Raw genomic sequence first — 26847 nt, forward strand, 5'->3', positions numbered from 1 at the left:
CTCCGTTTAGTAGCGGGCGGAGAAACGATACCCCGTACCGCGAACGGTTTGAACCATGCGGTCATGGCCGGAAACTTCCAGCGCCTTACGTAAGCGGCGGATATGCACGTCAACGGTACGATCCTCCACGTACACATTGGTGCCCCAGACGTGGTTCAGCAGCTGTTCGCGGCTGTAGACGCGCTCTGGATGCGTCATAAAGAAGTGCAGCAGTTTATATTCGGTCGGCCCCATTTCCAGCGGCGTCGACTCCGACATCACGCGGTGCGACGAAGGGTCCAGACTCAGGCCCTGCATCTCAATCACCTCTTCCACCGCCATCGGCGAAATACGGCGCATCACCGCCTTGATACGCGCCATCAGCTCTTTCGGCGAGAAAGGCTTGGTGATGTAGTCGTCTGCGCCCACTTCCAGACCGCGTACGCGATCTTCCTCTTCGCCGCGCGCCGTCAGCATCATCACCGGAATATCGCGGGTCAGCGCTTCGCGCTTAAGATGTTTAATAAACTGAATACCGCTGCCGCCCGGCAACATCCAGTCCAGCAGAATCAAATCTGGCCAGGGCTCAATCAGTTTCCCTACCGCGCTGTCATAATCCTCGGCCTCGATGGGCTGGTAGTCGTTCTGCTCCAGAACGAAGCACAACATTTCACGGATAGGGGCTTCATCTTCCACAACCAAAATGCGCTTAGCCATTGTAACTCCTGCTGATGTGACCGCTGTCACCGTTATATGCGGCGCCATTATGCGTCAGATTTATGACACTTTTATGAAAAACATAGCCGCTTAATCAGCGCTTTAACACTGCTTTATGACAGCCGGCGCGGCTTTTTTCGCTTTTGCGCCATAGCCGGTATAATCGTCCGGCAAACCGTTACGGCAAGGAGTTTTATGCGCATCATTCACACCGCGGACTGGCACCTCGGTCAGTTTTTCTATAACAAGAGCCGGGCGGCGGAGCACCAGGCTTTTCTGGAGTGGCTGCTGGCGCGCATTGAAGAGCATCAGGTCGATGCGCTGATCGTCGCGGGCGATCTCTTTGATAGCGGCACGCCGCCAAGCTACGCGCGTGAGCTTTTCAACCGTTTCGTGGTGGCGCTGCAGCCGACCGGCTGTCAGCTGGTGGTGCTGGCGGGCAACCACGACTCGGTCGCCACGCTCAACGAGTCGCGCGCGCTGCTCGCCTGTCTCAATACCCAGGTGATCACCACGCCGCAGGCGGATCATAACCTGCTGCTGCTGCGGGATCGCGCCGGCGAGCCGGGCGCGCTCCTGTGCGCCATTCCCTATCTGCGTCCGCGCGATATTATGCGCAGCCGACCGGGCCAGTCGGGACGCGAGAAGCAGCTCAGCCTGCTGGAAGCGATAGCCGCGCACTACCAGCGCAGCGTCGACGCGGCGCGCGCGCATCCGCTGACGCTGCCGGTGATCGCCACCGGCCACCTCACCACCGTCGGCGTCAGCAAAAGCGATTCGGTGCGCGATATCTATATCGGCACGCTCGACGCTTTTCCCGCGTCAGCTTTTCCCGACGTCGATTACGTGGCGCTCGGCCATATCCATCGCGCCCAGCGCGTCGCCAACAGCGATCATATCCGCTACAGCGGCTCGCCTCTACCGCTCAGCTTCGACGAACTCGGCAGCGAAAAGAGCGTGTTTTTAGTGGAGCTGGATAACGCAGGCTTACAAAGCGTCACGGCGCTGCCGGTACCGCCGTTCCAGCCGATGAAAATGCTGAAAGGCTCGCTGGCGCAGATCGAAGCCCAGCTGGCGCCTTTCGCCGCTTATAAGGGCGAGAAGCCGGTATGGCTCGATATTGAAGTCACCACCGAGGAGTTTCTCAGCGATCTGCAGCGCCGCATCGAAGCGCTGACCGCTGAGCTGCCGGTTGAAGTACTGCTGCTGCGCCGCAGCCGCGAACAGCGTCAGCACAGCCTGGCGCAGCTGAAAAACGAAACCCTGAGCGAGCTAAAGGTGGAAGAGGTGTTCGCCCGCCGCATCGCGCTGGCGGAGGATATTGATGAGACGCGGCAGGCGCGCCTCAGCGCCCTGTTCCGTTCCACCCTCGCATCCCTTGAGGAGAGTGAATGAAGATCCTCACGCTGCGCTTTAAAAACCTTAATGCGCTGAAAGGCGAATGGTTTATCGACTTTCGCGCCGAACCCTTCGCCAGCAACGGTCTGTTCGCCATTACCGGCGCAACAGGCGCAGGCAAAACCACCCTGCTCGACGCCATCTGCCTGGCGCTCTATCACCAGACGCCGCGCCTCGGCGTGCTGTCGCAGACGCAAAACGGGCTGATGACGCGCGACACCGCCGAATGCCTCGCCGAAGTGGAGTTTGAGATCAAAGGCGAAGCCTGGCGCGCCTTCTGGAGCCAGAACCGCGCGCGCGGCGCGGCCGACGGCAAGCTGCAGGCGCCGCGCGTCGAGCTGGCGCGCTGCATCGACGACAAAATCTTCGCGGATAAGGTAAACGATAAACTAAAGCTGATTGAGTCGCTGTCGGGCCTCGATTTTGAACGCTTTACCCGTTCGATGATGCTGTCGCAGGGGCAGTTCGCCGCCTTCCTGAATGCGAAGCCCGGCGAGCGCGCCGAACTGCTGGAAGAGCTGACCGGTACCGAAATCTACGGCCAGATCTCCGTCGCCATCTATGAACGCCACAAGGCGGCGCGGCTGGCGCTGGAGAACCTGCGCAGCCGCGCCGGCACTCTGACGCTGCTCGACGCTGACGCGCGCGACGCGCTGCAACGGCAGCTGGCGACGCTGACCGAAGCGGAGCAGGCGCTTACTCAGCAGAACACGCGCCTGCATCAACAGCATCAGTGGCTGACCCAGGCAGAGCAGCTGGACAGCGATATCCAGGCCGCGCAGGCGGCACTGGACGCGGCGGAGCAGGCCTGGCTCGGCGCGGAAGCGGATCGCCAGCGTCTGGCGCGCAGCGAACCGGCGGAGAAGCTGCGCGATAAGCTTGTCCAGCGCGACAGCCTGCTGCATGAACAGCAATATCTGCAGCAGACGCAGCAGCAGCTGGCGCAGCAGCGTCAGGCCATCGAACAGCAGGCGCAAAGCGACCAGCAGCGCCGTGACGCAGCCCTGGCGACGCGCGACGCGGCGCTGCGCGAGCAACAGGCGCAGGAGATGCTGCTGACGGAACAGGTGATCCCGCTCGATCAGCAGATCGCCGCCCTGCTCGCGCAGGCGCAGCAGCAGCAGCGAGAAGCTGACCAGCAGCAGCAGGCGCTGACGCAAAGCCAGAACGCGCTGCAGCAGGAAACGGCGCAGCGGGAGCAGCTACAGGCCGCGCTGACGCAGCAGCAGCAGTGGCGCGCGGATCAGGGAACGCTGCCGCAGTGGGGCCCTTCGCTGGCGCTGTGGCAGGAGCGCTTCGCCCAGCTGGCGCAGCGGGAAAGCGCGCTGGAATCGCTTCGTGAACAGCAGCGTCAGCAGCAGCAGGCGCTGGCGCAGCGACAGGCGAATATCGCGCAGCTGCAGCAGCAGGCGACGCCGCTGAGCCACGCCGAGCGTCAGGCGGCCGACGCGCTGCAGAGAGCAGAACAGACGCTGGCCGCGTCAGAGCAGACACATCCGCCACAGGCGCTGCTGGCCCGCCAGGCGCAGTTTGAGGCGAGCCGCCCGCACCGCCAGCAGCTGGCGGTGCTGGCCTCGCAGTGGACACCGCTGCAGCAGCATATCTCCGCGCGACAGCAGCGCCTCGCCGCGCTGGAAAAGACGCTGCGGCAGGATGAGGAGACGCTGCAAACGCTGCGCGCGACCTTTGCGCGCGAAAAAGCGGCGCTGGCCGATATCAAAAAAATCTGCGAGCTGGAGCAGCATATCGCCGATCTGTCGGCGTGGCGCGCGCGCCTTGAGCCGGAGCAGCCCTGCCCCCTGTGCGGCTCCTGCCAGCATCCGGCGGTGGATCGCTACGCCGCGCTGGAGCTGAGCGAGAATCAGCGTCGTCTGGCCGAGCAGGAACAGCAGGTCGAGGCGCTGCGCGAACAGGGCATCAAAAAAGGCGAGGCCGTTAAGCAGGCGAAAGCCGAACAGCAGCGACTGCAGGAAGAGCTTGCCGCTGAAACCCAGCAGCTGGACGTGCTAAGCCAGCAGTGGCAGGCATTACAGAGTGAGCTGGCGCTTACATTCGATGCGGGCGACAGCGCCGCGCTGGCCGCCTGGCAGCAGCAGCAAAGCAGCGAAGAACAGGCGCTGCAGCAGCTTGTTCGTCAGCAGGAGGCCGCCGCGCGCCAGCGTCAGCAGGCGAAAGATGAGTACCTGCGACATCAGCAGGCGCTGCAGCAGCATCAGCAGCAGCTTCAACTGGCCCAGCAAACGCTCACTAACCTGCAGGAGAGCGCCACAGCGTTGGCGCAGCGTCTGGAGCAGGAGGAGCGCGAATGGCGGGAGCGCAGCGACGCGCTGCAGCAGGAACTGGCCGGTGCGGGAGTCGCCCTGCCCGATGCCGCGGTGCGCGACGGCTGGCTGCAACAGCAGCAGCAGCGCTGGCGGCGCTGGAATGAGAGCGAGCAGCGGCTCGCCGAACTACAGCCGCAGCTGGCGCGCGCCGAAGCGCAGTGCGCCAGCCTGCAGCAGCGCGTGGAGAGCGAGCGTCAGCGGCTCGAGACCCTGCAACAGCTGCGCGCGCAAACCGAGGCGACGCTGACGCAGCAGCGCGCGGCCCGGCAGGCGCTGTTTGGCGATCGCGACGTCGCTGCGGCGCGGCGACAGGCGCAGGCGCAGCTCCAGCAGCAGGAGGCCGCGCTCTCCGCCGCGCTGGAGGCGCTGCAAAAAACGCAGAGCCAGCTCAGCCAGCTGGCGGGACGCGCGGCGGAACTCGACGCGCAGCAGGCCAAGGTCACTCAGTCGCTGAGCGCGGCGCAGCAGCAGCTCAACGCCGCGCTGGCTGCCGCAGGATTCAGCGATGAGGCCAGCCTGCGCGCCGCGCTGCTTGACGAAGAGGAGGCGCGCGCGCTGCGAAGCCAGATGCAGCAGCTTGAGCAGCAGCGTCACGCCCTGCAGGCCCAGCGGCAGCAGCTGGCGCAGCGTCGGGCGACGCATCAGCAAAGCCAGCCAGAGGAGACGCCGCAGAGCGCCGCCGCGCTGGAGGCGCAGCTTGAGCAGCTGCGTCTGGCGCTGCGCGACAATGCGCGTCAGCAGGGCGAAGCGCAGCAGCAGCTGCAGAGCGATGCGCGCCTGCGCGACCAGCAGCAAAGCCTGATGACCCAGATAGAGGAAGATGAAGCGGCGCTTGAGCAGTGGAGTCAGCTGAATGATTTGATCGGCTCCGCCAGCGGCGATAAGTTCCGCCGCTTCGCGCAGGGACTGACGCTGGATCACCTGGTGGCGCTCGCCAACCGCCAGCTTGATCGGCTACACGGTCGTTATCTGCTGCAGCGCCGCGCCAGCGACGCGCTGGAGCTGGACGTGATCGATACCTGGCAGGCCGACGCCGCGCGCGATACGCGCACGCTTTCCGGCGGCGAAAGTTTTCTGGTCAGCCTTGCGCTGGCGCTGGCGCTTTCAGATTTAGTCAGCGTGAAAACGCGCATAGAATCTTTGTTTCTCGATGAGGGCTTCGGTACGCTGGACGCCGAAACGCTCGACACCGCGCTGGACGCGCTGGACGCGCTCAACGCCAGCGGCAAAACCATCGGCGTTATCAGCCATGTCGAGGCGATGAAAGAGCGCATTCCGGTGCAGATCCGGGTGCGTAAAATTAACGGGCTAGGCTACAGCAAACTGGAGCTGCCCCGCGCTCAGGAGGCGTAATGAAAACAGGCATGGCGCTGCTGTTCGTCAGCGTGCTGCTGGCGGGATGCAGCAGCAAACCGCAAAGCGATCCCGCCTGCGACCGCCACTACTCGGCGGCGCAGTGCAACTATTTACGCGACGTTCAGCAGCAGCTGATGGGCAGCTTTAACAGCACCGTCGCGCCGCGCTATCCGGGGCGAACCTGTCTGGTTTCGGCACACCGCCGCGCCGACGGCGGCTACAGCGTGCTGCGCACCGAAGGCGACGAGGCGCTTTGCCTGCGCGCCTGGCAGCAGGTAAGCAGCGCGCGCAACCTGCCGCTGCCGCCGGTCGGCGTGCCGGAGGACTGGCAGTTCGCCTTCGGCTCAACGCAGTAACGCGTCACGCTTAACCTTTAGCGGCTTAGCGGCCACAGCCAGGCCGCGCCGCGCACCCCGCTTGAATCGCCGTGTTTTGCCTTCAGCACCGGCGTTTCGCACTCCCCGCCAAATACCCACTGCTTCATCAGCGCTGGCACGTTCTGATAGAGACGATCGTTATTGCTCATGCCGCCGCCGAGTACGATCACATCGGGATCCAGCAGGTTTACCACCTGCGCCAGCGACTTCGCCAGCCGGGTTTCGTAGCGGCGCATCGCCTGCTCGGCGATCGGATCCTGCTGCGCGATCAGCCTGACGATCTCCGCGCCCCGCAGCGCCTGCCCGCTCAGCCGCCGGTAATCGGTGGCGAAGCCTGTGCCGGAGACAAAGGTCTCGATACACCCCTTCAGCCCGCAGTAGCATGGTACTTCCTCGCGGTAGCGCAGCTCCTCTTCGTCCATCCACGGCAGCGGGTTGTGTCCCCACTCGCCCGCATTGCCGTTGCCGCCGATGCGCGCCTCGCCGCCGATCGCCACGCCCGCGCCCGATCCGGTGCCGATGATCACCGCGAACACCAGCGGCTGGCCCGCGCCCGCGCCGTCTACCGCCTCAGAAACCGCCAGGCAGTTGGCGTCATTGGCGATGCGCACCTCACGCTGCAGCGCCAGCGCCAGATCGCGATCCAGCGGCTGGCCGTTGAGCCAGGTGGAGTTGGCGTTTTTCACAAGGTGCGTGTATGGCGAAATCGTGCCGGGAATGCCGACGCCGACGCTGCCGGTCTGGCCGGTCTTCGCCTCGGCGAGATGCACCAGGTCGGCAATCGCCTTCACCGTGGCGGCGTAGTCGTCGCGCGGCGTATCCACGCGGTGGCGAAACAGCTCAATTCCCTCATCAGACAGGGCGATCACTTCAACTTTGGTGCCGCCCAAATCAATACCTATACGCACGCGTTATTCCTCATTCTTTGTCAGGGTGAGAGATACATTAGGAGCGGCGTCGGGGAAAGGCAATGAAACCGCTCCGATGTTTCGCTATCATGCGCGCTGACCTCTCGACTTGTGCGCCAGATCGCGCGCCCCGGTAAGGAATTGTGATGTTGTGGTTTAAAAATATGATGGTTTATCGTCTCAATCGGGACATTCCGCTCTCGGCAGACGATATGGAAAAGCAGCTTGAGGCGTACACGTTCTCGCCCTGCGGCAGTCAGGATATGAGTAAAACCGGCTGGGTGTCGCCGATGGGTAACCGCAGCGATGCGCTGACCCATGTGAACAACGGCCAGATTGTGATTTGCGCCCGTAAAGAGGAAAAAATCCTGCCGTCGCCGGTGGTGAAACAGGCGCTGGAGGCGAAGATCAGCAAGCTGGAGGCGGAGCAGAGCCGCAAGCTGAAGAAGACCGAAAAAGATTCTCTGAAAGATGAAGTGCTGCACAGCCTGCTGCCGCGTGCCTTCAGCCGTTTCAGCCAGACCTTTCTCTGGATCGACACCGTTAACAACCTGATTATGGTGGACTGCGCCAGCGCGAAAAAAGCGGAAGATACGCTGGCACTGCTGCGTAAGAGCCTGGGTTCCCTGCCGGTGGTGCCGCTGACCCTGGAAAAACCTATCGAGCTGACGCTCACCGAGTGGGTGCGCTCCGGTGACCTGCCTGCTGGCTTCGCCCTGATGGACGAAGCAGAGCTGAAGGCGCTGCTGGAAGATGGCGGCGTGATCCGCTGCAAAAAGCAGGATCTGGTGTGCGATGAGATCGCCAACCATATCGAAGCGGGCAAAATGGTGACCAAACTGGCGCTCGACTGGCAGGAGCGCATTCAGTTCGTGCTGGCGGATGACGGTTCGGTGAAGCGCCTGAAATTCAGCGATACGCTGCGCGAGCAGAATGATGATATCGACCGCGAAGATTTCGCTCAGCGTTTCGACGCCGATTTTATCCTGATGACCAGCGAGCTTGCCGCGCTTACCAGCAATCTGGTGGAAGCGCTGGGTGGCGAAGCGCAACGCTAAAAAGAAAGGGCCGCGTTGCGGCCCTTTTTTTAGTCTTTCAGATAGCGGCAGAGATAGGAGCTCGGCTCGCCCACCTGCAGATGAAACTCGCTGTGGCCCGGCACGTTAAATACCGAACCCGCTTCAAACCATTGCCACTCGGTCTCGCCCGGCAGCAGCACCTTCAGCGATCCGCTCACTACCGTCATCTCTTCCGGCTGCGCCGTACCAAAGGTGTATTCCCCTTCCGCCATCACGCCGACGCTGGCACGACCGGTGCTCGCACTGTCGAAACCAATAGATTTCACTTTTCCGTCAAAATACTCACTTACATTGAGCATGTTACTTCCTCACAGCACATTAAGGTGTCTGGCAGTGTAGAGCGGAACTCGCTGATCTGTCACGCGAATTGCAGCTTCGCCTCTGGGTTTGTGATCGCGCGGGGATTAGACAATAAGCTCCGCGGCCAGTTTAGCCACCAGCACGTTAGAGAGCAGCACCGGAATGCCGAGCAGCTTCTGCAAAAAGTCGCGATGCGTCTGGTTATAGCCGATGCAGTCCAGCACCACGACATCCGCTCCCTGCTCCTGCAGCGAGAGCGCGGCGTCGGTGAGCTTCTCATTATCAGGGATATAGGGGCTGGCGACGGCGAAACAGGGGCGATGCTTCAGATTGCGCCACTTATTCGCCTGCTGTTGGATCTGCTCCTCCACCGGCACCACGATGCCAACCTGATGGTCATGCACGATAGCGGAAACCAGCGGCGGGATAATGCGGTCTGGCTCCAGCAGCAGCGCGCTTTTGGTCTTCAGCGCGCCGAACTCGCCGGTGCAGAGCAGCAGGATGGTGTCGTAGCCCTCCGCTTCCAGCGCGTCGATTTTCGCCTGCAGTCCCTGCTCTACTTTTGCCGTGGCCAGCCGCGCCTGCGCGCCGTACTGCAAACGCGACACCAGCACGCCGTCATGCTCGTCAGGCGCGAAGCGCGCGACGATCTCCGCCTCGCTCAGCCCGTCCAGCAGGCCAACATGGTCGGTATGCTCGCTCGGTAAAAACTCTGTCAGCAGCGGCATGATATCGCTGCGCGGCGACTGACCAATGGTCAGCGTAACCAGGGATTTCGTCATCGTTAGTCTCGTTTACGCAGATGGCTCAAACTACCATACAACGCCAGCAAACGGCTATATTCGTCCGCGTCGTAGAAATGGCAGGTCTCACGGCCAAACTCCTTCGCCACTTCCACTGCAAACTTCGCCGCCGCCGCGATATCCACTTCATGGCTCGCGCCGGTGCCGCAGCCCGGCACTACCGACTCGGCGGTGATCGCCACGCCCACAACCGGCACATCGGTCGCGGTAGAGGGTTGCAGAATGCTGTTCAGGTGATAAATGCCGTTGCCGTAAGGGGTAATGTCCTGGGTGGTAATCGGGAAGGTCACCGCCGGACGGCCGGTGGTCATCTCCATAATGCGCAGCAGATCCTCCGACACGCGCAGGATATAACCCTCTTTTACCGTAGGCGAAAGCGCGAACCCTTTGTGATTGATAATGCGGTTGCCTTTGGTGGTATCAATCGACAGGATAGCGTCCACCTCCTGCACCACTTCATTGTCGTTCATGGTGACATCGTCGATGGGCGAATCCATAAAATCCACCGGCTCGTGCGGACGCGTCGGCGCATCCGGGCAGATATGGGTGGTCACAATAACGTCGCCCGCCAGCACGTCGCCTTTGGTCTGCATCAGCGCCAGCTTCAGCGCGCTGGTCACCGCTGCGACGGCGCCATCGGCGTCGGAAACCATACCGATACGCGTCGGGCGCGCGCCGATGCCGCCCAGGCGGCCGATAATGCCCAGCGTCGGCGCGCTGCCGCCGCTGGCTTTGCCTTGCGCGCCCGGAATGTCGATGCGAACGAAATCGGTGCGCCCTTTCGGCCCGCTGACGCGTTTATAGCTGGCCTTAACGCCGGGAAAGGCGCTAAAGAGATCCACCACCTGCTGACCATCAACGAAAGCGCTGTCGAATAACTCAAAGACCTGTAATGTCTGATGCAGACTCATGGGATTCCTTAATTATTTTTTTCCGCTGGCAAACAGCGAGTTAAAGAAGCTGTAGAGAGCGTCGCCGGCGATAAAGCCTGCCGCCATCACCTCCATCGGCGAGCGGCCGCGTTCGCCCCATACGCGAATAATGACGATGCGCAGCGCAATACCCACCACGACTGCCCAGCCGGCCATCGCGTTATTGATCAGCAAGCCGGTAGCGAGCAGTACGCCGAGCTGGCGCTTAGGCCCGCCGATCAGCTGAATAATGGCCCCTGGAATCGCCCACATCAGCAGGCTGCCGGCGATACCCGGCTCTGCGCCCGCCTGGATGGTTTTAGCGTAGACGCGCGCAACGGGCGGCAGCAGGTTTTCCGCAAAGAACAGGTTGTGCGCGTACCAGACGACGGGAATCGAGACCAGAAAGGCGATCATTGCGGCGATCAGCTGAATGCGGCGGCCCCACAGCTCCTGCTGCAGATCCGCGCCGTTGCCGCGCAGAATAAAGCCCGCTTTAAGGTCATAGCCCATATCGGCAAAGGCGGGGCCGGTCGCCGCGGTGAAGCCGCACAGCAGGCAGAGCGCCAGCGGCGGAAAGCCAAGCAGAATGCCAACGATCAGCGTAATAAGCGCCACGGCGAATGCCGGGAACCAGCCGGAGTGCATCGCGGCGATGCCGACGATCAGCTCATGCACAAAAGCGGCGAAGGCGGCGTAAATCACAAACAGCAGCAGCATCGGAATGCTCATCTCGCTCCACAGCCCGCCTGCCAGCGCCAGCAGCGCCGAAATAATTAAATAGCCCGCGCCGCCGAGGCCAAGCGCGCGCCTGACCTCATTGCCGCCGCGACTCACTTTCTGCTCGTCGTTGCGGCGGCTGCGGATCACCATCACGACCTGAATCAGCGCCACCAGCCCTGCGCCGACCATCACGCCATGTGGCAGGTAGAGCGCGTTAATATCGATGCCGGCAACCGGTTGCGCATAGGCGCGCACCAGAAAGCCCAGCCCGAGCATACCGAGCGCCCAGATATTGCCGATAAAAGCGGTGCCGAATGCGGACATCGGGATTTTGAGCATCGAACCGACGATACCACCAACGATGCCCGCCACCAGCAGCCAGGCCTGACGTCCGCCTCTGTCGCCCGCTTTGATCGCCTCTGCGGCGGCCACGCCCGGCGGCCAGGCGTTGCTGGCGGGAAACACGCGGGTATCGAACAGACGATAGAGCAGGTAGGCGTCCAGCAGCATCGCCGCACTGACGCCGCAAAACATCGGCAATACCAGCTGCGGCTGGCCCAGTGCCCAGGGTACGGCAATCGGCATTAATAAGCTGTTCGCCGCGCCGAAGGTGGCGGAAGAAATAGCGGTTTGTGCGAGGTTCTGAATTTCAATCGAGCGGTAGCGGCGAAACGCCTGCAGCGGAATACGCGCCAGCAGCATGGCAAATAACGCGCCGATAATAGAGGTGTTCGGCGTTACGCCGATGGTGGTAATAAGCTGCACGCCAATAATCGCGCCTGCAACTGACAAAGCGATTAATACTATCGCCACGCCAGCCTGTTTTACTGGATTAACCTTCTCCATATTGTCCCCGTCAGGAATGCCGGTAGAAATGAATGGACGCTTCGCGAGCCTGAATCAGGCTCGCTTACGTCGTTTTTTTATTTCGTCCGTGAGTGTGAATAAACAGGCCCGAAGGCCTGGCTTTTTCCCGGTGTGGCGAAAGTATTGCGCCGATAAAAAATGAATTCAGAGTGGCGTTGCGCCATATTTCTCGGCCAGATCGCTGGCCGTTATGCGTAATTCTTCCAGCAGCGCAGACGGATAGCCCGGCGCATTTTCTTGCGATAAAAATGAAAGGCAAAGCGCCACCGTATCGCCATGATATTTGTTATGCAGCGCGACAGAGATTGAACTGATGCCGGGCAAGGTTTCGTTGCGCGCCAGTGACCAGTTCTGGCGGCGGATCTCTGTCAGCTGCGCGCAAAGCGCATCCAGCGTTTGCGGTGAATTGGGCGGCAGCGTCTCCCAGGCATCGTGGTAGCGCTGGCGCACCTCATCTTCGCTCAACTGCGCCAGCAGCACGCGGCCGGTGGAGGTCGCGGCCGCGGGCATGCGGCTTCCCGGCGGCGTCACCAGTTGGGTAAAATGACGTCCATGAAACATACGCATCACCACCAGATCGCGCCCGTCGAGGCGCGAGATATAGCCAATACTGCCGGTTTTATCCGCCAGCCGCGCCATTGCGGGCGAGGCGCTGTCCACCAGCGGCGCGGAGAGATAGTGCCCGGCGACCGACAGCAGCACGCGGCCAATATGAAAACAACGGCTCTCTGCGTCGCGCTCCAGCATTCCCTGACTTTCCATCGTGGCAAGCAGTCGCGATACGGTGCTTTTCGGCAGCCGCAGCGCCTCGACGACATCGGTAAACGTCAGCCCAGGGTTCCCCTGCGATACGCCTTTTTGCTGAAACAGCTTAAGCACCGCGGCAGCGTTTTCGAGTGTGGTCATATTGCCAGTTTCACTATATGGAACTCAGTTCCTGTATCGATGCCCTAAAACTAAAGCGCGATGGAATAGGGGTCAAGCGACAATTTAAGCGAGGGGAAATATGGCGCAGTCAAATAACAGGGTGAGAAGCAAAGGGAAATGATTTTATAGGGCAGTTACGAGAAATAGCAGAATGGATGGGATATTTACTGCTCAGATGCAGGGAATAACAGCAAATACAGACGCAGGAGAAATAAAATGAAGGCTGGCGTCCCTGCCAGAGAGATTGCCCTATTCTTTTTCCACATCCTCATAACGGACTTTGGCATCCTGCGCTTCAGCTTCCGTAGTATGTTCGCTAATTAAAGTATTGGGCGATGGATGATCGGCACGTAACTCCCATGACTTTACGGTGCTGCCCGGCGGCCCCTTCTCAACGGTGACGACGCGGGCTTCACGTGGATAAGGTGGTCTGGTTGGCATATTCAATCCCTCCTGGCTGATCGTATTCCACACGACGAGACGATTCCCGTCAGAGAATCAGTATAGCCAGGCTACGCTACCCAGGCGGGAAAGCGGGAAGAATCTGAGGAAAAAGCGTAACAATTAGCTGGCGCGCGCCAGCGACAGTGACTGCAGAATCGCCTCAATAACGCGATCGGGGGCCTGCATGGCGTTGACTTCATGATGTGCGGCGTCGCGATAAAGGTGCGCGCGCTCGCGCAAAATATCGCCCATCTCTTCGGCAATGGGACGGCCGGTCAGCGTGGGTCGCTGCGCCGCTTCCGGCTGGCTCTCCAGCCGCTGCGCCAGAATATGCGACGGCGCGCTGAGCCAGATCACCCGCCCCTGCTCGCGCATAAAGCGACGATTATGCTCCGCCAGCACCATGCCGCCGCCGGTGGCGATAACGGTCGCTGGCGCGCTAACCGCCTTCAGCGACTCAGTTTCCCGCGCGCGAAAGCCTTCCCATCCCTCTTGCGCCACAATCTGGGCGACGCTGCGCTGCGTGCTGAGCTGAAGATGATGGTCGGTATCGCGAAAGGCGTAGCCCAGCGCGCGTGATAAGGCTTCGCCTACCGTGGTTTTGCCGCAGCCGCGCGCGCCGATCAGATAAATGGGTAAAGACATCGGGCAGTTCCTCCGCCGTTGCAGGCCGTATAACGCGGCGTATCGCTTAATAATGCGACGCATAATAACTGGAAACCGCTATAGCCTCCACCCGCGAAGCAGGAAATGCGCATCCTTTTATCACTTTCACAAAGATTTCATTAAAATTTAGCGGGTTAACCATGCGTATTTCGTGCAGATCGGGGAAGATCAAGCGGCGGCAACATTTGCTTACCTGGCGGATTTTACTTTGTCGCATCTCGCCCCCATATACTTATTAAGTCGTAACAGGAGAGCCCTCATGTATAGCCAGGAACACCAATTGATTGAAGGTCTGTTCAGCCGACTGAAACAGGCCGAGAGCCAGACCGGCCCCCGCGACGCGGCGGCGGAACAGCTGATTAAAGAGCATCTGCAGCAGCAGCCCGGCGCGCCCTACTATATGGCGCAGGCGATCCTGATTCAGGAAGCTGCGATGAAGAAACTCAACGAGCGCATCACCGAGCTGGAAAGCCGTCTGGCGCAGCAGCAGCAACAGCCGCAGCAGCAGAGCAGCGGCGGATTTCTGTCGAGCCTGTTCGGCGGTTCGCGGCAACAGCCCTCTGCGCCGCAGCAGCAACAGCCCGTCTGGAACAGCGCGCCGCAGCAACAGCAGCCCGCATGGAACAACGCGCAGCAGCCGCCGCAGTATAACAACGCCCCGGCCGCTCCGGCGCGCGGCACCGGTTTTCTTGGCGGCGCGCTGCAAACAGCGGTCGGCGTCGCAGGCGGCGTAGTGGCAGCGAATATGCTGACCAGCCTGTTCCATCACTCGCAGCCGGAAGAGATCGTCAATATTATCAACGAACCGCCATTGCCGCAGGTGGATGAGAATCTCGACACCTTTAACAGCGGCGGAAATGGTTTCCTCGACCAGAACAACGGCTGGGATAACAACTACGCGGACAATAACGACTTCAACGACGTCGGCAACGACAGCTTTGACGACTTTAACGACGACGACGACAGTTTCGTCTGACGTTAACGCTGGCGCTGCGTAAGCCAGCTGTCGAGCGCATTAGCGAACTGCTGGCGGTCTCGCGGACTCATGGCCGCCGGGCCGCCAGTTTGCACGCCGCTGGCGCGCATCGTATCCATAAAGTCGCGCATGGTTAGCTTTTCGCGGATAGTGGCGTGCGAATAGCGCTCGCCGCGCGGATTGAGCGCCTCGCCCCCTTTTTCCAGCACTTCCGCCGCCAGCGGGATATCGGCGGTTATCACCAGATCGCCTTTCTCCACCCGCTTTACGATCTCATTATCCGCTACGTCAAAGCCGGCGGGCACGCGCAGCGTTTTTAGCCAGGGCGACGGCGGAACGCGCAGCGACTGATTGGCGACAAAGGTCACCTGCGTTTTGGTACGGTCCGCCGCGCGGTAGAGCACCTCTTTAATGACGTTGGGGCAGGCGTCGGCATCAACCCAGATAACCATCTTCTTTCCTTACTCTTTGGGAATAATGGAGATCTTGCCGGTCTTCTCCAGAATGGCAAACTTTATTTGGTCCAGCCGCTCCAGCCCCTGCGAGCTGCGCGCGCTTTGCAGAATATCCTCTTCGTCTACGCCCGCGCGTTTCGCCCGCTGGCGCAGCAGCTTGCCCTCCTCCACCAGAATCAGCGAGGAGCCGTCGATCAGCCGCTCGACGCGCGGAAAGCGGGTTTTCATGGTGCCGAACAAAATATCGATGACGATAAGCGTTACGATAGTCAGTCCGGCGCCCGTGACGGAAAAGTCATCGCCGAGCAGCGCCTGCTGCGTCGCCTCACTGATAATCAGCAGCAGAATCAGGTCGAACGAGGTCATCTCCATTAGCGTGCGCCGTCCGGCGATTTTAAACACCACCATCAACAGCAGGTACATGCTGGCTGCGCGCAAAACCGTTTCCATATGGATCTCCTAAGGATAAACAAACTGACTAAACTGCACCTCTGACGTCTCGTCGAGCGTGACAGTAAGCCGATAGCTGCCAAAGTTCTGCGCCTGCGTGCCGATCCAGACCGTGGCCTCCTGCTGATCGGCGCGCCGCTTCCAGCGCAGCACCAGACTGTCGCCGGTACTCCAGGCGTCGTCCGGCTGCGGCTGGAGCGTTTGCAGCTGAATATCGTCCAGCTGCGGGCCGCGCAGCCGCACCTGGTAATAATCGCCGCGCAGCTGCTTTAAGTGCAGCGTCATATCCATGTTGCTTTCCCGCCGCCCGAAGCGTTCATACTCTACGCTCAGCCGTTTATCCGCGCTGCTGGCGCTCTGATTGCTCAGCCATCCTTTTGAAAAAAGACCTGCCGCGCCGGCAAAGACGATCAGCAGCAGCAGCGCGAAACCCGCATGCTGGATCCGCCACTCAATACGCTGCCACGGCATATTCTCTTTAACCGGGTAATGCCGACTTTCATTTTCATTATCTGCCATGCGCTGTTCTCCTTGCTGACTTGTTATTAATCCTGGCTGAAGTAAGCTAACACGTTAAGATTTTCGAACTTTCTTAAGGATACGGCGATGCTGGAGAAGAAAATTGGGTTTATCGGCGGCGGCAATATGGCTAAAGCCATTATCGGCGGACTGGTGAAAAGCGGCCAGGTTGCGCCGTCGAATATCTGGGTTTTTGACCGCAAAGCGGAGACTAACCAGGCGCTGGCGCGCGAACACGGCATCCATGCCGCAGAGAGCGCCGAGGCGCTGGCGCGCGAGGTGGATATTCTGTTCGGCGCGGTAAAACCCAATGTCATTCTGAAGGTGCTGAAAGATCTGGCGAACCAGCTGAAAAAAGAGGCGCTGGTGGTCTCTATCGCGGCGGGCGTAACGCTCGACTCGCTGGCGACGGTGCTGGGCCACGACCGCAAAATCGTCCGCGTCATGCCTAATACGCCAGCGCTGGTCAACGAAGGCATGACCTCCGTTACCCCTAATGTGCTGGTTGAGCAGGCGGAGATCGACGAAGTGGTGTCGATTTTTGAGAGCTTCGGCAAAGCGGCCGTGGTCAGCGAGTATCTGATCCACTCGGTGGTTGGCGTCAGCGGCTCCGCGCCGGCTTACGTATTTATGTTTATCGAGGCGATGGCAGATGCTGCTGTGCTCGGCGGCATGCCGCGCGCCCAGGCCTACCAGTTCGCTGCGCAGGCGGTAAAAGGCTCGGCGCAGATGGTACTGGAGACAGGAAAACACCCAGCCGAGCTGAAAGATATGGTCTGCTCGCCTGGCGGCACCACTATCGAAGCGGTGAAGGTGCTGGAAGAGAAAGGCTTTCGCGCCGCCGTAATGGAAGCGATGCAGCAGTGCATGGCGAAGTCTGAAGCGCTAAGCAAGAAATAGTATGCCGGGCGGAGCCGCAAACCGGCTCCGCCCGCTGTCGCTACGCCTGCTGTCGGCTTTCCACCACCGCCAGCGCCTGCCCCATCGTCATCGGCTGCTGCATCTCCAGCACCAGCGCCGCCGTCAGCGTGTACATGCCGCAGGAAAAGACCGCCGCCAGCTTCCCCTGCTGACCATAGAGCGCAATAAACTTTTTCTCCTCCAGCGAGCCAATCAAACGGTACTCATCCCACTCTTGCGCATGGCCAAGATACTCGTAGCGCGTGCCGAAGTGCGTGGTCCAGAAAAAGGGCACGCGATCGTACATGACGCGCTTGTCCAGCATGTTAAAAGCGGCGATGCGCCCCTGCTGATGCGCGACACGATAGTGCTCGATGCGCAGCGGCCCCTGCGGCGTCAGATAGCTGGCGATATCCCCTGCCACCCAGACGTTCTCCGTGACGCGCAGCTGGCTGTCGGCAAGCAGGCTGCCATCCTCTCGCAGCGGCAGATCGTGAATAAAACCGGTAGCGGGCCGGATGCCGGTCGCCAGCAGCACCACGTCCGCTTTGATGCGTTGGCCATCCTGCATACGCAGCCCGGTCACGTGATGTTCTCCCTCCAGCTCCGCCGGATCGCCATCCACAAAGTGTACGCCGTTGCTGCCATGCAGATCGCGGAAATAGCGCCCCACCTGCTCGCCGAACTGGCGCGCAAACGGCAGCGGATGCCGCGCCACCACGCTGACTTCGATATCGCGGTTGCGCAGCGCCGACGCCATCTCCATACCGATAAAGCTGTTGCCGATAATCACCAGCTGCTGGCTCTGATCGACCTCTTGCAGCAGCGCGTCAGCCTGATCCCGCGAACGCAGCAGATGCACACCCGCCAGATCGCTGCCCGGCAGATCGGGACGCTGCGGCGCGCCGCCGGAGGCGATAAGCAATTTGTCGTAAAAGAGTGACGCGCCGTCAGCGAAGTGGATACGCTGTTCACGCGTGTCGAGACGTGACACCTCGCCCTGCACGCGATCCACATGCTGCAAAATGTCCTCTTTTAAAATGCGCGGCACATCCTTGATATCCATCTTGCCAGAGGGCACAAATTTGGTCAGCGCGGTGCGGTCGTAAGGCGCATCCGGCTCACGCTCCACCAGCACCACCTTGCCTTTAAACCCTTCGCGGCGTAGCGTCCAGATCGCCGCGCTGCCCGCCGCGCCGCCGCCGAGGACAGCATACACCGGCGCCTCGCCGCCGCTGCCGATGGGCGTCGCCGATGACATGGCTTTAGGATTGACCTGCACAATGCCATTCTCGACGCGAAGCGGAAACTGTTTAAGATCGGCCAGCGCCAGCGGCTCGCACATATGGCCATCTTCCAGCGCAAACACGGCTTTATGCCAGGGGCAGATCAGCTTATCGCCGCACATAGCGCCCTGCTCCAGCGGCGCGCCTGCGTGGGGGCATTTGGCCTGATAAGCGCGCACTTTATCTCCGTCACGCACCAGCAGGATATCGGTGTCGGCAATTTTCGTTTTGGTCGGCTGGCGTTCAGGCAGGTCCTTTAAGGCGATAACGGGCTGGTAATTCATGACATGGCTCCTTCTTTGTCGTTATTAATAGATACGCCGCTTGCGGGCGCGGCTAATCCCCTACAAAAAGTAAGTGTGGCAAAGGAAAGCGGGAGCCTGAGTCTGAAAATAAAAAAAGCGGTTAACTCCTTGTTAAGCCGCCTGTTTAAAGTTTTAGCAAGTGTGAATATTAAAAGAAGAGGCTGGGAATAATAATCAGGGCGAATATCGCAACGATCAGGCCATGTTTTACCCAGTAGTAGAGTTTACGGTTGCGCTTCTTCAGGTTCTGACCCGCATTGCGCAGCGCATAGACATACTTAAAGATGCGGTTGATAAAGCCGGTGCGGTCGTTTTCATCATTGGGCGAGGCGGCCGCCGACATCAGTGAACTGCCGACCCAGTGATTCACCGCCTGCGCCCAGTGCCATTTCATTGGCCGCTCGATGTCGCAAAACAGGATAATGCGCGTCTGCTCACTCTCGTTTTGCGCCCAGTGCACATAGGTTTCGTCAAAAATCACCGCCTCGCCGTCGCGCCAGCTATGGCGCTGGCCATCAACCTCGATAAAGCAGCGATCGTCATTCGGCGTTTGCAGGCCAAGATGGTAGCGCACCGATCCGGCATAGGGATCGCGGTGTTTGCCCAGGTGGCTGCCCGCCGGCAGTTCGGCGAACATTGCCGCCTTCACGGAGGGAATACGGCTGACCAGTTCGGTCGTGACCGGGCAGAGTTCGCGCGCCGAAGGATGCGCATCGCTGTACCACTTGAGGTAAAAACGCTTCCAGCCGCGTTTAAAAAAGGTGTTAAAGCCGGCGTCGTTGTTTGTCTGTGCCGCCTTAATATGATCCTGCAGGCGCAGCGCCTCTTCACGGATCACCTGCCAGTTGTCGGTGAGCTGACGCAGTTCGGGAAAATCGTCTACTGGAAAAAAGGGCTGTTTTGCCGGCAGCGTTGAAAAGCCGGTCATAAACATATTTATCGGTGCCATAAAAGTGGAGTGATCGAAAAGCTGGCGCGATAAGGTCTGTTTTTCTATACCGCGAGAATGGGCATAAAAAACGCTCAGCAGAAAGACGCCAATAATAATAGCCGCGACCATACAACGGGTTCCTTATGTTGCACTTGTGACAGGTTCGATTGCGCTAAACGCAATGAAATTAAGAGGAAATAATATTTAGATAAATTTTTATTTAACGTTTTTGCAACGCGTGCGGCGAGCGGCGTCTTTATTAAACGCAGGTTAAACGGCGTGGGCGAAGAGACGATCACGGCCGCGGCGCGGCCGTGTAAAACAGAGGAGGATCAGGCTTTTTTCAGGCAGCTGCTCATAAAGGTTTTACGGGCGTCGCCGCTGAGCTTTTTATTACCCGCTTCGGTATTACAGCTTTTCATTTTTATCTGCTGCGGCGACATGCTGGACATCTTGCTCTCTTTTTTCAGGCACTCGCTCATAAAAGATTTACGCGCGTCGCCCTTCAGGTTTTGCGAAGTGGCGTGCTGATTGCACTGGGTCATTTTTTGCTGCTGCGCCGTTTTTTCGGCGGCATGCACCGCGCCGACGCCGCTGGTCAGCAAACCTGCCATCACTACTGCCGCTAAATGCAACTTCATGGTTGGGACTCCACAATGAACAATCCGTTAATTCTGGCACGAGGAAAACAGCGCGATGAAACTTTGCGCGATTTTGCAGCCTCGATCGCACAGCCGGGTTATAAGGATCAGACGCGAGGATGGTTAAGTAATTTGTCCAGATAGTTACGCAACAGAAGTGCATCTTCACTCGTGGTGTCGGCATTCGCATTCTGCATGGCGTTATCGATGCCTGCAGCGATAGCGTGCTGCTGTTCCGGCTCAAGCTTACGCAGCATTGCCGTCACGACAATCTCCAGTGCCTCAACCTGAGCCACCAGTTCCTTAGACTCTGCTTCTTTAGCCGCCAGCTTTACCAGTAATTCAGCGATAAGGTTCTTCATGCCCTTGTCTCACAGGTTAATAAAAGCAGACGTTATCATTCGCTAAAATAAAAACATAGCGCTTTCAGCCGATTTTCCTCGGCTGCTTATCATCACTTTTATTAAAACAGGGGCTAAACGAATTTTAAGAAACGGGCGAAACGTTTTACGGCTAATTAAGCGAGACGTAAATCGTTTCAGCCCTAAATAAAGCGGATGCTATGCGGGATTAACGCGGGCCAGCGAAACCGTGACCCGGCCCGCCCCAACCGCCGCCGCCAGGGCCACCGCCACCACCGCCGCCGCCCGGGGGCGGGAAAAGACAACCGCTCAGCGCGGTAACCAGCGCCACGACCGCGGCAATTTTAGCAATACGTACCATAACAACCTCAGGATAGATGAAAACGGGCTGAGTGTATGAGTGCCCGGACAGGGCGACAAGAGAGAATACTCTTACTCAGCGCGGTATTAACCATTGCATACCAGGCTTAACAATTTGCTGGCACGAAAGTGACACAAAAATCATATCCGGCCCCTTTCCGACGCAGAGTGACGTAAAACATTGAGCACAGTATTCAACCGACGCGCTTTACAGCAAACGGGAAAAGCCTCATTGTGAGCGCAATACATTTATGAGGATTCTGTCATGCCTGCTTCGCCGATTTCGCTGAGTGACATCCTGGCCCGCCGCGACTGGGAGAACCCGGTCGTTACCAGCCTTAAGCGCCTCGACGCCCATCCCCCCTTCGCCAGCTGGCGCAGTGAAACGGCGGCGCGCGACGAACAGCCGTCATCCGCGCTACGTAGTCTGAATGGCCTGTGGGGCTTCAGCTACTTTAGCAGCCCTGAAGCGGTGCCGCACAGCTGGCTGCTGCAGGATCTGCCTGATACCGCTTCCCTGCCGGTGCCCTCAAACTGGCAGATGCATGGTTATGACGCACCTGTTTATACCAACGTTCAGTATCCGATCCCGATGACTCCGCCCTGCGTGCCGCGTGAGAACCCGACAGGCTGTTACTCGCTCACATTCACTATTGACGAGAGCTGGCCTGAGGCGGGGCAAACGCGCATTATTTTTGATGGCGTCAGCTCCGCTTTTTATCTCTGGTGCAACGGTCAGTGGATAGGCTATTCGCAGGACAGCCGTCTGCCGGCTGAATTTGACCTCAGCGCGGCGCTGGTGCGCGGCGTTAACCGCATTGCGGTGATGGTGCTGCGCTGGAGCGACGGCACCTGGCTGGAAGATCAGGATATGTGGCGCATGAGCGGCATCTTCCGCGACGTCTCGCTGCTGCATAAACCGGAAACGCATCTTGCTGACGTTCAGCTGGAGACGCTGCTCAGCCCGGAGTATCGCAGCGCTGACCTGCTGGCGCGCGTGCGCGTAACCGCACAGGACACCGCCCTGCGCTTGCGGCTGACGCTGTGGCGGGATGGCGCGCAGGTGGGCGTTATCGAGCAGCCGCTCGGCAGCGCCATAATTGACGAACGCGGCCACTATGGCGATCGCGCCGAACTGCGGCTGCGCGTTGACGCGCCCGCGCTGTGGAGCACCGAAATCCCGACCCTCTATCGCGCCACGCTGGCGCTGCTCGATGCGCAAGGCGAGGTGGTTGAGGTTGAGGCGTATGATGTCGGCTTCCGCCGCGTCGCTATTGAAAACGGTTTGCTCTGCCTGAACGGGCAGCCGCTGCTGATACGCGGGGTAAACCGCCACGAGCATCATCCAGAGAAAGGCCAGGTTGTGGATGAGGCGCTGATGCGGCGCGACATCGAACTGATGAAGCAGCATAACTTTAACGCGGTGCGCTGCTCGCACTATCCTGACCATCCCCTCTGGTATCGCCTGTGCGACCGCTACGGCCTTTACGTGGTCGATGAAGCCAATATTGAAACCCACGGCATGCAGCCAATGAGCCGTCTGGCGGACGATCCGCGCTGGTTCGCCGCCTTTAGCGAGCGCGTGACGCGTATGGTGCAGCGCGATCGCAACCACTGCAGCATTATTATCTGGTCGCTGGGCAATGAGTCGGGACACGGCAGCACGCACGATGCGCTCTATCGCTGGGTGAAAAGCGCCGATCCAACCCGCCCTGTGCAGTATGAAGGCGGGGGCGCCAACAGCGCGGCGACCGATATTCTTTGTCCGATGTATGCCCGCGTCGATGAAGATCAGCCCTTCCCCGCCGTACCGAAATGGTCGCTGAAAAAGTGGATCGGCCTGCCGGGCGAAAACCGCCCGCTGATCCTGTGTGAATATGCGCACGCCATGGGCAACAGCCTGGGCGGCTTTGCAAAATACTGGCAGGCGTTTCGCCAGTTTCCACGTCTGCAGGGCGGCTTCGTCTGGGACTGGGTCGATCAAAGCCTGACGCGCTATGACGAAAACGGGCTGGCCTGGCAGGCCTACGGCGGCGATTTCGGCGACAAACCCAACGACCGACAGTTCTGCATGAACGGCCTGGTATTTGCTGACCGCACGCCGCATCCGGCGCTGTTCGAAGCACAGCGCGCGCAGCAGTTTTTCCACTTTGCGCCAGATGCCGGCGATCCCTGGAACTTTACCGTCAGCAGCGACTACCTGTTTCGCCGCAGCGATAACGAGCTGCTGCGCTGGCGTATCGAGCAGCAGGGCGAAGTAGTGGCGCAGGGCGAAGTCACGCTGGATATTTCGCCGCAGGGCGCGCAGCGTATTAGCGTCCCGCCACCGGAAAACCTGACGGGCGAGTGCTGGCTGAATGTCGCCGTACATCAGCGCGCAGCAACGTCCTGGTCCGAAGCTGACTGGCGCGTCGCCTGGCACCAGTGGCCGCTGCCCGCCGCGCTGGCGCTGCCAGTGCTGCCAGCAGCAGGCGAGCCGCCAACGCTCAACGTCGATGAGGACACTATCGCCGTGGCGCACCGCGGTCAGCGCTGGCACTTTAACCGCCGCAGCGGCGAGCTGACGCAGTGGCTTATCGACGGGCAGGCGATGCTGTTGTCGCCCTTACAGGACTGCTTTATCCGCGCGCCGCTGGACAACGATATCGGCACCAGCGAGGCGGAGCGCATCGATCCCAACGCCTGGTCGGAGCGCTGGAAAGCGGCCGGTTACGACGCCATGACAAGCCGCGTGGAGCAAACCGAAACAGAGAGCCTGTCGGACGACGTGCAGATTAGCGTACTACACGGCTGGTATGCACAAGGCAGGCTGGCGTTTCTCAGCCGTAAACGCTACCGCTTCAACGCGCAGGGCGAAATGAGCCTGGAGGTTGAGGTGGAGCAGGCGTCCAGCCTGCCTGCGCCAGCACGCATCGGCCTGCGCTGTCAGTTCGCCGCCGCGCCGCAGCAGGTCGCCTGGCTGGGGCTGGGCCCGCATGAAAACTATCCGGATCGCCAGCTGGCGGCGCAGTTCTCGCGCTGGCAGCTGCCGCTTGAGGCGCTGTATACGCCTTACGTTTTCCCGAGCGAAAACGGCCTGCGCGGCGGAACGCGCCAGCTTGATGGCGGCCAGTGGCGCGTCAGCGGCGAGTTCAGCTTCTCAATAAGTCGCTACAGCCTTGAACAGCTGCGCGACGTTTCGCATCGCCACCTGCTGCGCGAGGAGCCAGGATGCTGGCTCCATCTGGACGCCGCGCATATGGGCGTGGGCGGCGACGATTCATGGAGCCCGAGCGTCAGCGCCGAGTTTCTGTTGACTCAGCGCCGCTGGCGTTATGCGCTGCGCTTTTCTCCTTCGGCTCCAGCACTGTGCGCGGACGACGGTAGAAACGCTTCAGCAGCACCACGTTAAGCAGCACCACCAGCGCGGTGGCGAAGAAGACCCAGCGGTAGCCAGTCAGCGCCGAGACCGCCGCGCCGAGCATCGGGCCGGCGACGTTGCCGAGATACATAAATGACTGGTTGTAGCCAAAGATACGGCCGGTAATGTTGTCGCGCGAATGCCGCACCAGCAGCGTCTGCACCGCGGGCATCATCGCGCCGTCGGCGAAGCCGAGCAAAAAGCGCAGCACGCCAAGCTGGGTGGCGCTGGTAACGAAAGACATGGCGAGCAGCAGCAGCAGCGACGCCACCATGGTCGCCAGCAGAATACGCTGGGTGCCGATGCGGTCGCCCAGTCTGCCGAGGCGCGGTGCCGCTATCAGCGCCGAGATGCCGGGCAGCGCAGCGATAACGCCGCTGAGGAAGGCAATATTTTCCGCCGTCGGTGCCAGCTCACGTACGAACAGCGTCAGGATTGGGTTTACCGAGCCGTTGCACATCTGGATCACCATGGTGGTGACAAACAGACAGAGCATCAGCCTGGGATTATCGAGCGAGGCGAATACCTCGCGTCCACTCAGCTTATCCTGCTTGCTGACCGGCTTGTAGCCGGTCTCCTTAATCAGAAACAGCGTTACCAGAAAGCTGATCAGCAGCAGTGCCGCGGTAACGATAAATACCATGCGCAGCCCGACCCAGTCAGCAAGCAGCCCGCCGAGCATCGGGCCGAGGATCACCCCGCCAATTTGCCCGGTTGAGACGCAGCTCAGCGCCCAGCCGCTGCGCTCGCGCGGCACCTGCGCCGCCACCAGCGCCATCGCGTTGGGGATATAACCTGAGGTTAAGCCCATCAATGCGCGCAGCAGCAGCAGTTGCCAGGCCTGGGTGACAAATGCCTGCATCAGGATCACCACCCCCATGCCAAACGCCGCACGCAGCAGCATCAGCTTGCGTCCTTTTCGATCGGCGAGGCTGCCCCACAGCGGCGCAACGGCGGCCGAGATGATAAAGGTAATGCTGAAGGTCAGACCCGACCAGAGGCTAAGCGCATCGCCGCCGTTGATGCCGAGCTGTTCAATATAGAGCGGCAGAAAAGGAATGATCTGACTGATGGCCAGGCCGGTAAAAAAACAGCCGAACCAGACCGAGATAAGATTTATTTTCCAGGATTCAATTGTGGACGGCATGAGCAAAGAGGCGGTTACACAAGGAGCCAACAGTCTAGCAACGCCTCTTTATCGCTGAGCGACAAAACATGGCACCCAGGGAAAAACACCCTTTTACGCTGCCCTTCGTCCTTTTCATCCTTTTATATAAACCATTAACGCTTTTTAGCAGAGATTCCGTTCGCTTAGCTGCGCGTTTTCGCGCGGGATTCAGCGGAGTGTCAGGAGAAATGAAAAAATATGTCAGCCTGTTACTGACAAGCGCTGGCGTCAGTTGTATGTTTAAAAAAACGCCAGTTTCCACTGGCGTCGGCGTGGCGTCCTGGCCACGCTAACGCCTCCGCCAGATCCCCGCGGCAGGTCCACAGTTAAAAAAACACGTTGACTATCACGCTGCCCCCGCAGGTCGTGACAGACGCGCCGTCGCCTTAGCGGAGGTGAATATGAGAGCTCAAAACAGTGCCAGCCGTGACATCGTGGACTATTTCAACAGCCCCGCATGGAACGCTCCGCAGGCGTCCGAGCTGCTGGCGGTGATCCTGCGCGAATTAATGGAAGCTGGCCAGCCCGCAACCAATAAATCCGTGATTGCGCGCGTTATTCAGCGGCTGGAGGTGGAAGGCGACGCGCGTCGTCTGGAAACCTATCGTCAGTTACTGGCGCAGTTAATGGAAACCGATTCGCAGGATTAGGCTAAAAAAATTCCCGCCGAGGCGGGAATAAACAAGACGAGCATTGCATATTGAGAGTGACGAGGAAATCTCTGTTATCCGCGATCCATCCTCGTCCCCCTTGATGACCAGCACATGACAATGCGACGCTTTTTTTATGACGCCTCAGCCGCAGTACACCTGGCTGATGGTGCCGTTCTTGTCTGCCAGAAAATTCAGACGATGCAGATTGAAGTCCATCGTGACCGCGCTGTTCCACGGAATGGCGCGCACCGGCGTGTCAAAACGCAGGCTGTTGACGGCGCTGAGCGGTTTTCCTGTGTAGCTCTGATACTGCGAGGCGCCGCAGGTGTCGCTTTCAGCATCCGTGCCTGACGCGGTTTGATCGGGTTTACTGCCCGACTGACAGGCGGTCAGGGCGAGCATTCCCAGCGCCAGCAGCGCTTTTCCATAATATTTCACGTTTTCTCCTTATCAACAGGGTGAACTGTCCCTGGATCCTAACAAAGCATCGCGTCAGGCTTAACCCTTTACGCCATAAAAGACGCCACTAACAGGCCATATGCAGCGATTCCCGCTGCTTTTTTCAGATAAATCGCACTTACTGACCAAAATGGCCGGCTCGGATAGCTAGAATTATTAAGACTAATCTGAGGAGAATCCTATGGAACTGGCAATTTTTGTGG

General features: G+C 59.8%; 28 protein-coding genes. 9 read left to right on the forward strand and 19 right to left on the reverse strand.

The features are described 5' to 3' along the window. Positions 1–6: 6 nt before the first annotated feature. Positions 7–696, reverse strand: coding sequence for a phosphate response regulator transcription factor PhoB (gene phoB, locus MHZ89_RS05340; protein ID WP_033788773.1), 690 nt, complete (start codon positions 694–696; stop codon positions 7–9). Between the two features lie 195 nt (positions 697–891). On the opposite strand from phoB, the gene sbcD reads away from it, so the two are divergent. The 3 genes from sbcD to MHZ89_RS05355 are packed head-to-tail and all read left to right on the forward strand — an operon-like array spanning position 892 to position 6130. Beyond that, on the forward strand, positions 892–2091 hold the full coding sequence (sbcD, locus tag MHZ89_RS05345; protein ID WP_311782118.1) for an exonuclease subunit SbcD: 1200 nt from the start codon (positions 892–894) through the stop codon (positions 2089–2091). After that, the gene (locus MHZ89_RS05350) at positions 2088–5771 is read left to right on the forward strand and encodes an AAA family ATPase (RefSeq protein ID WP_311782119.1); all 3684 of its coding nucleotides are present in this window, start codon (positions 2088–2090) and stop codon (positions 5769–5771) included. The genes sbcD and MHZ89_RS05350 overlap by 4 nt, the downstream gene beginning before the upstream one ends. Then, positions 5771–6130: a cell envelope integrity protein TolA gene (locus MHZ89_RS05355; protein ID WP_311782120.1), complete on the forward strand. Its 360-nt coding sequence runs from the start codon at positions 5771–5773 to the stop codon at positions 6128–6130. Before MHZ89_RS05350 ends, MHZ89_RS05355 begins: the two co-directional genes overlap by 1 nt. Before the next feature lie 17 nt (positions 6131–6147). Here the strand turns inward: MHZ89_RS05355 and mak are convergent, their stop codons facing one another. Beyond that, on the reverse strand, positions 6148–7059 hold the full coding sequence (gene mak, locus MHZ89_RS05360; RefSeq protein ID WP_311782121.1) for a fructokinase: 912 nt from the start codon (positions 7057–7059) through the stop codon (positions 6148–6150). A 146-nt stretch (positions 7060–7205) separates the two neighbouring features. Between mak and rdgC the strand changes: the two genes are divergently transcribed. After that, a complete protein-coding gene (rdgC, locus tag MHZ89_RS05365) occupies positions 7206–8117 on the forward strand; it encodes a recombination-associated protein RdgC (RefSeq protein WP_120451246.1) in 912 nt (303 codons plus the stop codon). Between the two features lie 29 nt (positions 8118–8146). Here the strand turns inward: rdgC and ppnP are convergent, their stop codons facing one another. From ppnP to aroL, 7 genes are all read right to left on the reverse strand, one after another. Next, complete coding sequence (ppnP, locus tag MHZ89_RS05370) at positions 8147–8437, reverse strand: pyrimidine/purine nucleoside phosphorylase (RefSeq protein ID WP_081139266.1); 291 nt, start codon at positions 8435–8437, stop codon at positions 8147–8149. A gap of 105 nt (positions 8438–8542) precedes the next feature. Then, a complete protein-coding gene (locus MHZ89_RS05375; protein WP_311782122.1) occupies positions 8543–9220 on the reverse strand; it encodes an AroM family protein in 678 nt (225 codons plus the stop codon). 2 nt (positions 9221–9222) lie between these two features. Continuing rightward, positions 9223–10152, reverse strand: a complete 930-nt coding sequence (locus MHZ89_RS05380; protein ID WP_311782123.1) for a DUF1177 domain-containing protein — start codon at positions 10150–10152, stop codon at positions 9223–9225. Positions 10153–10164: 12 nt separating this feature from the next. Next, the gene (locus MHZ89_RS05385) at positions 10165–11721 is read right to left on the reverse strand and encodes an OPT/YSL family transporter (RefSeq protein WP_311782124.1); all 1557 of its coding nucleotides are present in this window, start codon (positions 11719–11721) and stop codon (positions 10165–10167) included. Between the two features lie 165 nt (positions 11722–11886). Further along, positions 11887–12648, reverse strand: a complete 762-nt coding sequence (locus MHZ89_RS05390; protein ID WP_311782125.1) for an IclR family transcriptional regulator — start codon at positions 12646–12648, stop codon at positions 11887–11889. Positions 12649–12918: 270 nt separating this feature from the next. Further along, a complete protein-coding gene (locus MHZ89_RS05395; RefSeq protein ID WP_120451241.1) occupies positions 12919–13110 on the reverse strand; it encodes a YaiA family protein in 192 nt (63 codons plus the stop codon). A 123-nt stretch (positions 13111–13233) separates the two neighbouring features. Continuing rightward, positions 13234–13758 (reverse strand): shikimate kinase AroL, encoded by a 525-nt coding sequence (gene aroL, locus MHZ89_RS05400; protein WP_311782126.1) that lies wholly within the window; start codon positions 13756–13758, stop codon positions 13234–13236. 280 nt (positions 13759–14038) lie between these two features. Between aroL and MHZ89_RS05405 the strand changes: the two genes are divergently transcribed. Further along, positions 14039–14755 (forward strand): DUF2076 domain-containing protein, encoded by a 717-nt coding sequence (locus MHZ89_RS05405; protein ID WP_311782127.1) that lies wholly within the window; start codon positions 14039–14041, stop codon positions 14753–14755. Between the two features lie 2 nt (positions 14756–14757). Here the strand turns inward: MHZ89_RS05405 and MHZ89_RS05410 are convergent, their stop codons facing one another. The 3 genes from MHZ89_RS05410 to MHZ89_RS05420 are packed head-to-tail and all read right to left on the reverse strand — an operon-like array spanning position 14758 to position 16179. Continuing rightward, a complete protein-coding gene (locus MHZ89_RS05410) occupies positions 14758–15207 on the reverse strand; it encodes a YaiI/YqxD family protein (RefSeq protein ID WP_120451238.1) in 450 nt (149 codons plus the stop codon). 9 nt (positions 15208–15216) lie between these two features. Next, positions 15217–15660 carry a DUF421 domain-containing protein gene (locus MHZ89_RS05415; RefSeq protein WP_120451237.1) on the reverse strand — a complete coding sequence of 148 codons (444 nt, stop codon included), beginning with the start codon at positions 15658–15660 and terminating at the stop codon, positions 15217–15219. 9 nt (positions 15661–15669) lie between these two features. Continuing rightward, positions 15670–16179, reverse strand: coding sequence for a hypothetical protein (locus tag MHZ89_RS05420; RefSeq protein ID WP_311782128.1), 510 nt, complete (start codon positions 16177–16179; stop codon positions 15670–15672). An 87-nt stretch (positions 16180–16266) separates the two neighbouring features. Between MHZ89_RS05420 and proC the strand changes: the two genes are divergently transcribed. Beyond that, complete coding sequence (proC, locus tag MHZ89_RS05425; protein WP_120451235.1) at positions 16267–17079, forward strand: pyrroline-5-carboxylate reductase; 813 nt, start codon at positions 16267–16269, stop codon at positions 17077–17079. Positions 17080–17119: 40 nt separating this feature from the next. Here the strand turns inward: proC and MHZ89_RS05430 are convergent, their stop codons facing one another. After that, positions 17120–18649, reverse strand: coding sequence for an FAD-dependent oxidoreductase (locus MHZ89_RS05430; RefSeq protein WP_311782129.1), 1530 nt, complete (start codon positions 18647–18649; stop codon positions 17120–17122). A gap of 3 nt (positions 18650–18652) precedes the next feature. Here MHZ89_RS05430 and MHZ89_RS05435 point away from each other — a divergent pair, with 3 nt between their 5' ends. After that, positions 18653–18841, forward strand: a complete 189-nt coding sequence (locus MHZ89_RS05435; protein ID WP_311782130.1) for a hypothetical protein — start codon at positions 18653–18655, stop codon at positions 18839–18841. Here the strand turns inward: MHZ89_RS05435 and lpxO are convergent. The 4 genes from lpxO to MHZ89_RS05455 form a co-directional block, all read right to left on the reverse strand. Beyond that, entirely contained in the window at positions 18819–19730 is a 912-nt protein-coding gene (gene lpxO, locus MHZ89_RS05440) for a lipid A hydroxylase LpxO (RefSeq protein ID WP_311782131.1), read from the reverse strand. The two genes, MHZ89_RS05435 and lpxO, sit on opposite strands and share 23 nt — an antisense overlap. A gap of 203 nt (positions 19731–19933) precedes the next feature. Then, on the reverse strand, positions 19934–20242 hold the full coding sequence (locus MHZ89_RS05445; protein ID WP_311782132.1) for a PsiF family protein: 309 nt from the start codon (positions 20240–20242) through the stop codon (positions 19934–19936). Between the two features lie 107 nt (positions 20243–20349). Continuing rightward, positions 20350–20604 carry an anti-adapter protein IraP gene (iraP, locus tag MHZ89_RS05450; RefSeq protein ID WP_311782133.1) on the reverse strand — a complete coding sequence of 85 codons (255 nt, stop codon included), beginning with the start codon at positions 20602–20604 and terminating at the stop codon, positions 20350–20352. Between the two features lie 208 nt (positions 20605–20812). Further along, positions 20813–20965 carry a hypothetical protein gene (locus MHZ89_RS05455; protein ID WP_311782134.1) on the reverse strand — a complete coding sequence of 51 codons (153 nt, stop codon included), beginning with the start codon at positions 20963–20965 and terminating at the stop codon, positions 20813–20815. A gap of 264 nt (positions 20966–21229) precedes the next feature. On the opposite strand from MHZ89_RS05455, the gene MHZ89_RS05460 reads away from it, so the two are divergent. Beyond that, positions 21230–24355, forward strand: coding sequence for a beta-galactosidase (locus tag MHZ89_RS05460; protein WP_311782135.1), 3126 nt, complete (start codon positions 21230–21232; stop codon positions 24353–24355). On the opposite strand, the gene MHZ89_RS05465 is transcribed toward MHZ89_RS05460, so the two are convergent. Further along, positions 24240–25511 (reverse strand): multidrug efflux MFS transporter, encoded by a 1272-nt coding sequence (locus MHZ89_RS05465; protein ID WP_311782136.1) that lies wholly within the window; start codon positions 25509–25511, stop codon positions 24240–24242. The genes MHZ89_RS05460 and MHZ89_RS05465 overlap by 116 nt on opposite strands. Before the next feature lie 422 nt (positions 25512–25933). Here MHZ89_RS05465 and MHZ89_RS05470 point away from each other — a divergent pair, with 422 nt between their 5' ends. Further along, on the forward strand, positions 25934–26182 hold the full coding sequence (locus MHZ89_RS05470; RefSeq protein WP_311782137.1) for a biofilm development regulator YmgB/AriR family protein: 249 nt from the start codon (positions 25934–25936) through the stop codon (positions 26180–26182). 144 nt (positions 26183–26326) lie between these two features. Here the strand turns inward: MHZ89_RS05470 and MHZ89_RS05475 are convergent, their stop codons facing one another. Next, positions 26327–26623, reverse strand: a complete 297-nt coding sequence (locus tag MHZ89_RS05475; protein WP_311782138.1) for an I78 family peptidase inhibitor — start codon at positions 26621–26623, stop codon at positions 26327–26329. Positions 26624–26847 lie beyond the last annotated feature (224 nt).

The sequence above is a fragment of the Pantoea sp. ACRSB genome (assembly GCF_022346905.1).
Classification (GTDB): domain Bacteria; phylum Pseudomonadota; class Gammaproteobacteria; order Enterobacterales; family Enterobacteriaceae; genus Pantoea; species Pantoea piersonii.

Bases quoted from the DNA above. Each gene is read 5' to 3' on its own strand.
- MHZ89_RS05390 (WP_311782125.1), bottom strand. From the start codon at position 12,648: ATGACCACACTCGAAAACGCTGCCGCGGTGCTTAAGCTGTTTCAGCAA.
- MHZ89_RS05395 (WP_120451241.1), bottom strand. From the start codon at position 13,110: ATGCCAACCAGACCACCTTATCCACGTGAAGCCCGCGTCGTCACCGTT.
- MHZ89_RS05435 (WP_311782130.1), top strand. From the start codon at position 18,653: ATGGCTCCTTCTTTGTCGTTATTAATAGATACGCCGCTTGCGGGCGCG.
- ppnP (WP_081139266.1), bottom strand. From the start codon at position 8,437: ATGCTCAATGTAAGTGAGTATTTTGACGGAAAAGTGAAATCTATTGGT.
- MHZ89_RS05430 (WP_311782129.1), bottom strand. From the start codon at position 18,649: ATGAATTACCAGCCCGTTATCGCCTTAAAGGACCTGCCTGAACGCCAG.
- MHZ89_RS05350 (WP_311782119.1), top strand. From the start codon at position 2,088: ATGAAGATCCTCACGCTGCGCTTTAAAAACCTTAATGCGCTGAAAGGC.
- MHZ89_RS05455 (WP_311782134.1), bottom strand. From the start codon at position 20,965: ATGGTACGTATTGCTAAAATTGCCGCGGTCGTGGCGCTGGTTACCGCG.
- MHZ89_RS05385 (WP_311782124.1), bottom strand. From the start codon at position 11,721: ATGGAGAAGGTTAATCCAGTAAAACAGGCTGGCGTGGCGATAGTATTA.
- rdgC (WP_120451246.1), top strand. From the start codon at position 7,206: ATGTTGTGGTTTAAAAATATGATGGTTTATCGTCTCAATCGGGACATT.
- MHZ89_RS05410 (WP_120451238.1), bottom strand. From the start codon at position 15,207: ATGGTTATCTGGGTTGATGCCGACGCCTGCCCCAACGTCATTAAAGAG.
- MHZ89_RS05445 (WP_311782132.1), bottom strand. From the start codon at position 20,242: ATGAAGTTGCATTTAGCGGCAGTAGTGATGGCAGGTTTGCTGACCAGC.
- lpxO (WP_311782131.1), bottom strand. From the start codon at position 19,730: ATGGTCGCGGCTATTATTATTGGCGTCTTTCTGCTGAGCGTTTTTTAT.
- MHZ89_RS05375 (WP_311782122.1), bottom strand. From the start codon at position 9,220: ATGACGAAATCCCTGGTTACGCTGACCATTGGTCAGTCGCCGCGCAGC.
- MHZ89_RS05415 (WP_120451237.1), bottom strand. From the start codon at position 15,660: ATGGAAACGGTTTTGCGCGCAGCCAGCATGTACCTGCTGTTGATGGTG.
- MHZ89_RS05380 (WP_311782123.1), bottom strand. From the start codon at position 10,152: ATGAGTCTGCATCAGACATTACAGGTCTTTGAGTTATTCGACAGCGCT.
- MHZ89_RS05460 (WP_311782135.1), top strand. From the start codon at position 21,230: ATGCCTGCTTCGCCGATTTCGCTGAGTGACATCCTGGCCCGCCGCGAC.
- phoB (WP_033788773.1), bottom strand. From the start codon at position 696: ATGGCTAAGCGCATTTTGGTTGTGGAAGATGAAGCCCCTATCCGTGAA.
- proC (WP_120451235.1), top strand. From the start codon at position 16,267: ATGCTGGAGAAGAAAATTGGGTTTATCGGCGGCGGCAATATGGCTAAA.
- aroL (WP_311782126.1), bottom strand. From the start codon at position 13,758: ATGTCTTTACCCATTTATCTGATCGGCGCGCGCGGCTGCGGCAAAACC.
- MHZ89_RS05470 (WP_311782137.1), top strand. From the start codon at position 25,934: ATGAGAGCTCAAAACAGTGCCAGCCGTGACATCGTGGACTATTTCAAC.
- MHZ89_RS05355 (WP_311782120.1), top strand. From the start codon at position 5,771: ATGAAAACAGGCATGGCGCTGCTGTTCGTCAGCGTGCTGCTGGCGGGA.
- MHZ89_RS05465 (WP_311782136.1), bottom strand. From the start codon at position 25,511: ATGCCGTCCACAATTGAATCCTGGAAAATAAATCTTATCTCGGTCTGG.
- iraP (WP_311782133.1), bottom strand. From the start codon at position 20,604: ATGAAGAACCTTATCGCTGAATTACTGGTAAAGCTGGCGGCTAAAGAA.
- sbcD (WP_311782118.1), top strand. From the start codon at position 892: ATGCGCATCATTCACACCGCGGACTGGCACCTCGGTCAGTTTTTCTAT.
- MHZ89_RS05420 (WP_311782128.1), bottom strand. From the start codon at position 16,179: ATGGCAGATAATGAAAATGAAAGTCGGCATTACCCGGTTAAAGAGAAT.
- MHZ89_RS05405 (WP_311782127.1), top strand. From the start codon at position 14,039: ATGTATAGCCAGGAACACCAATTGATTGAAGGTCTGTTCAGCCGACTG.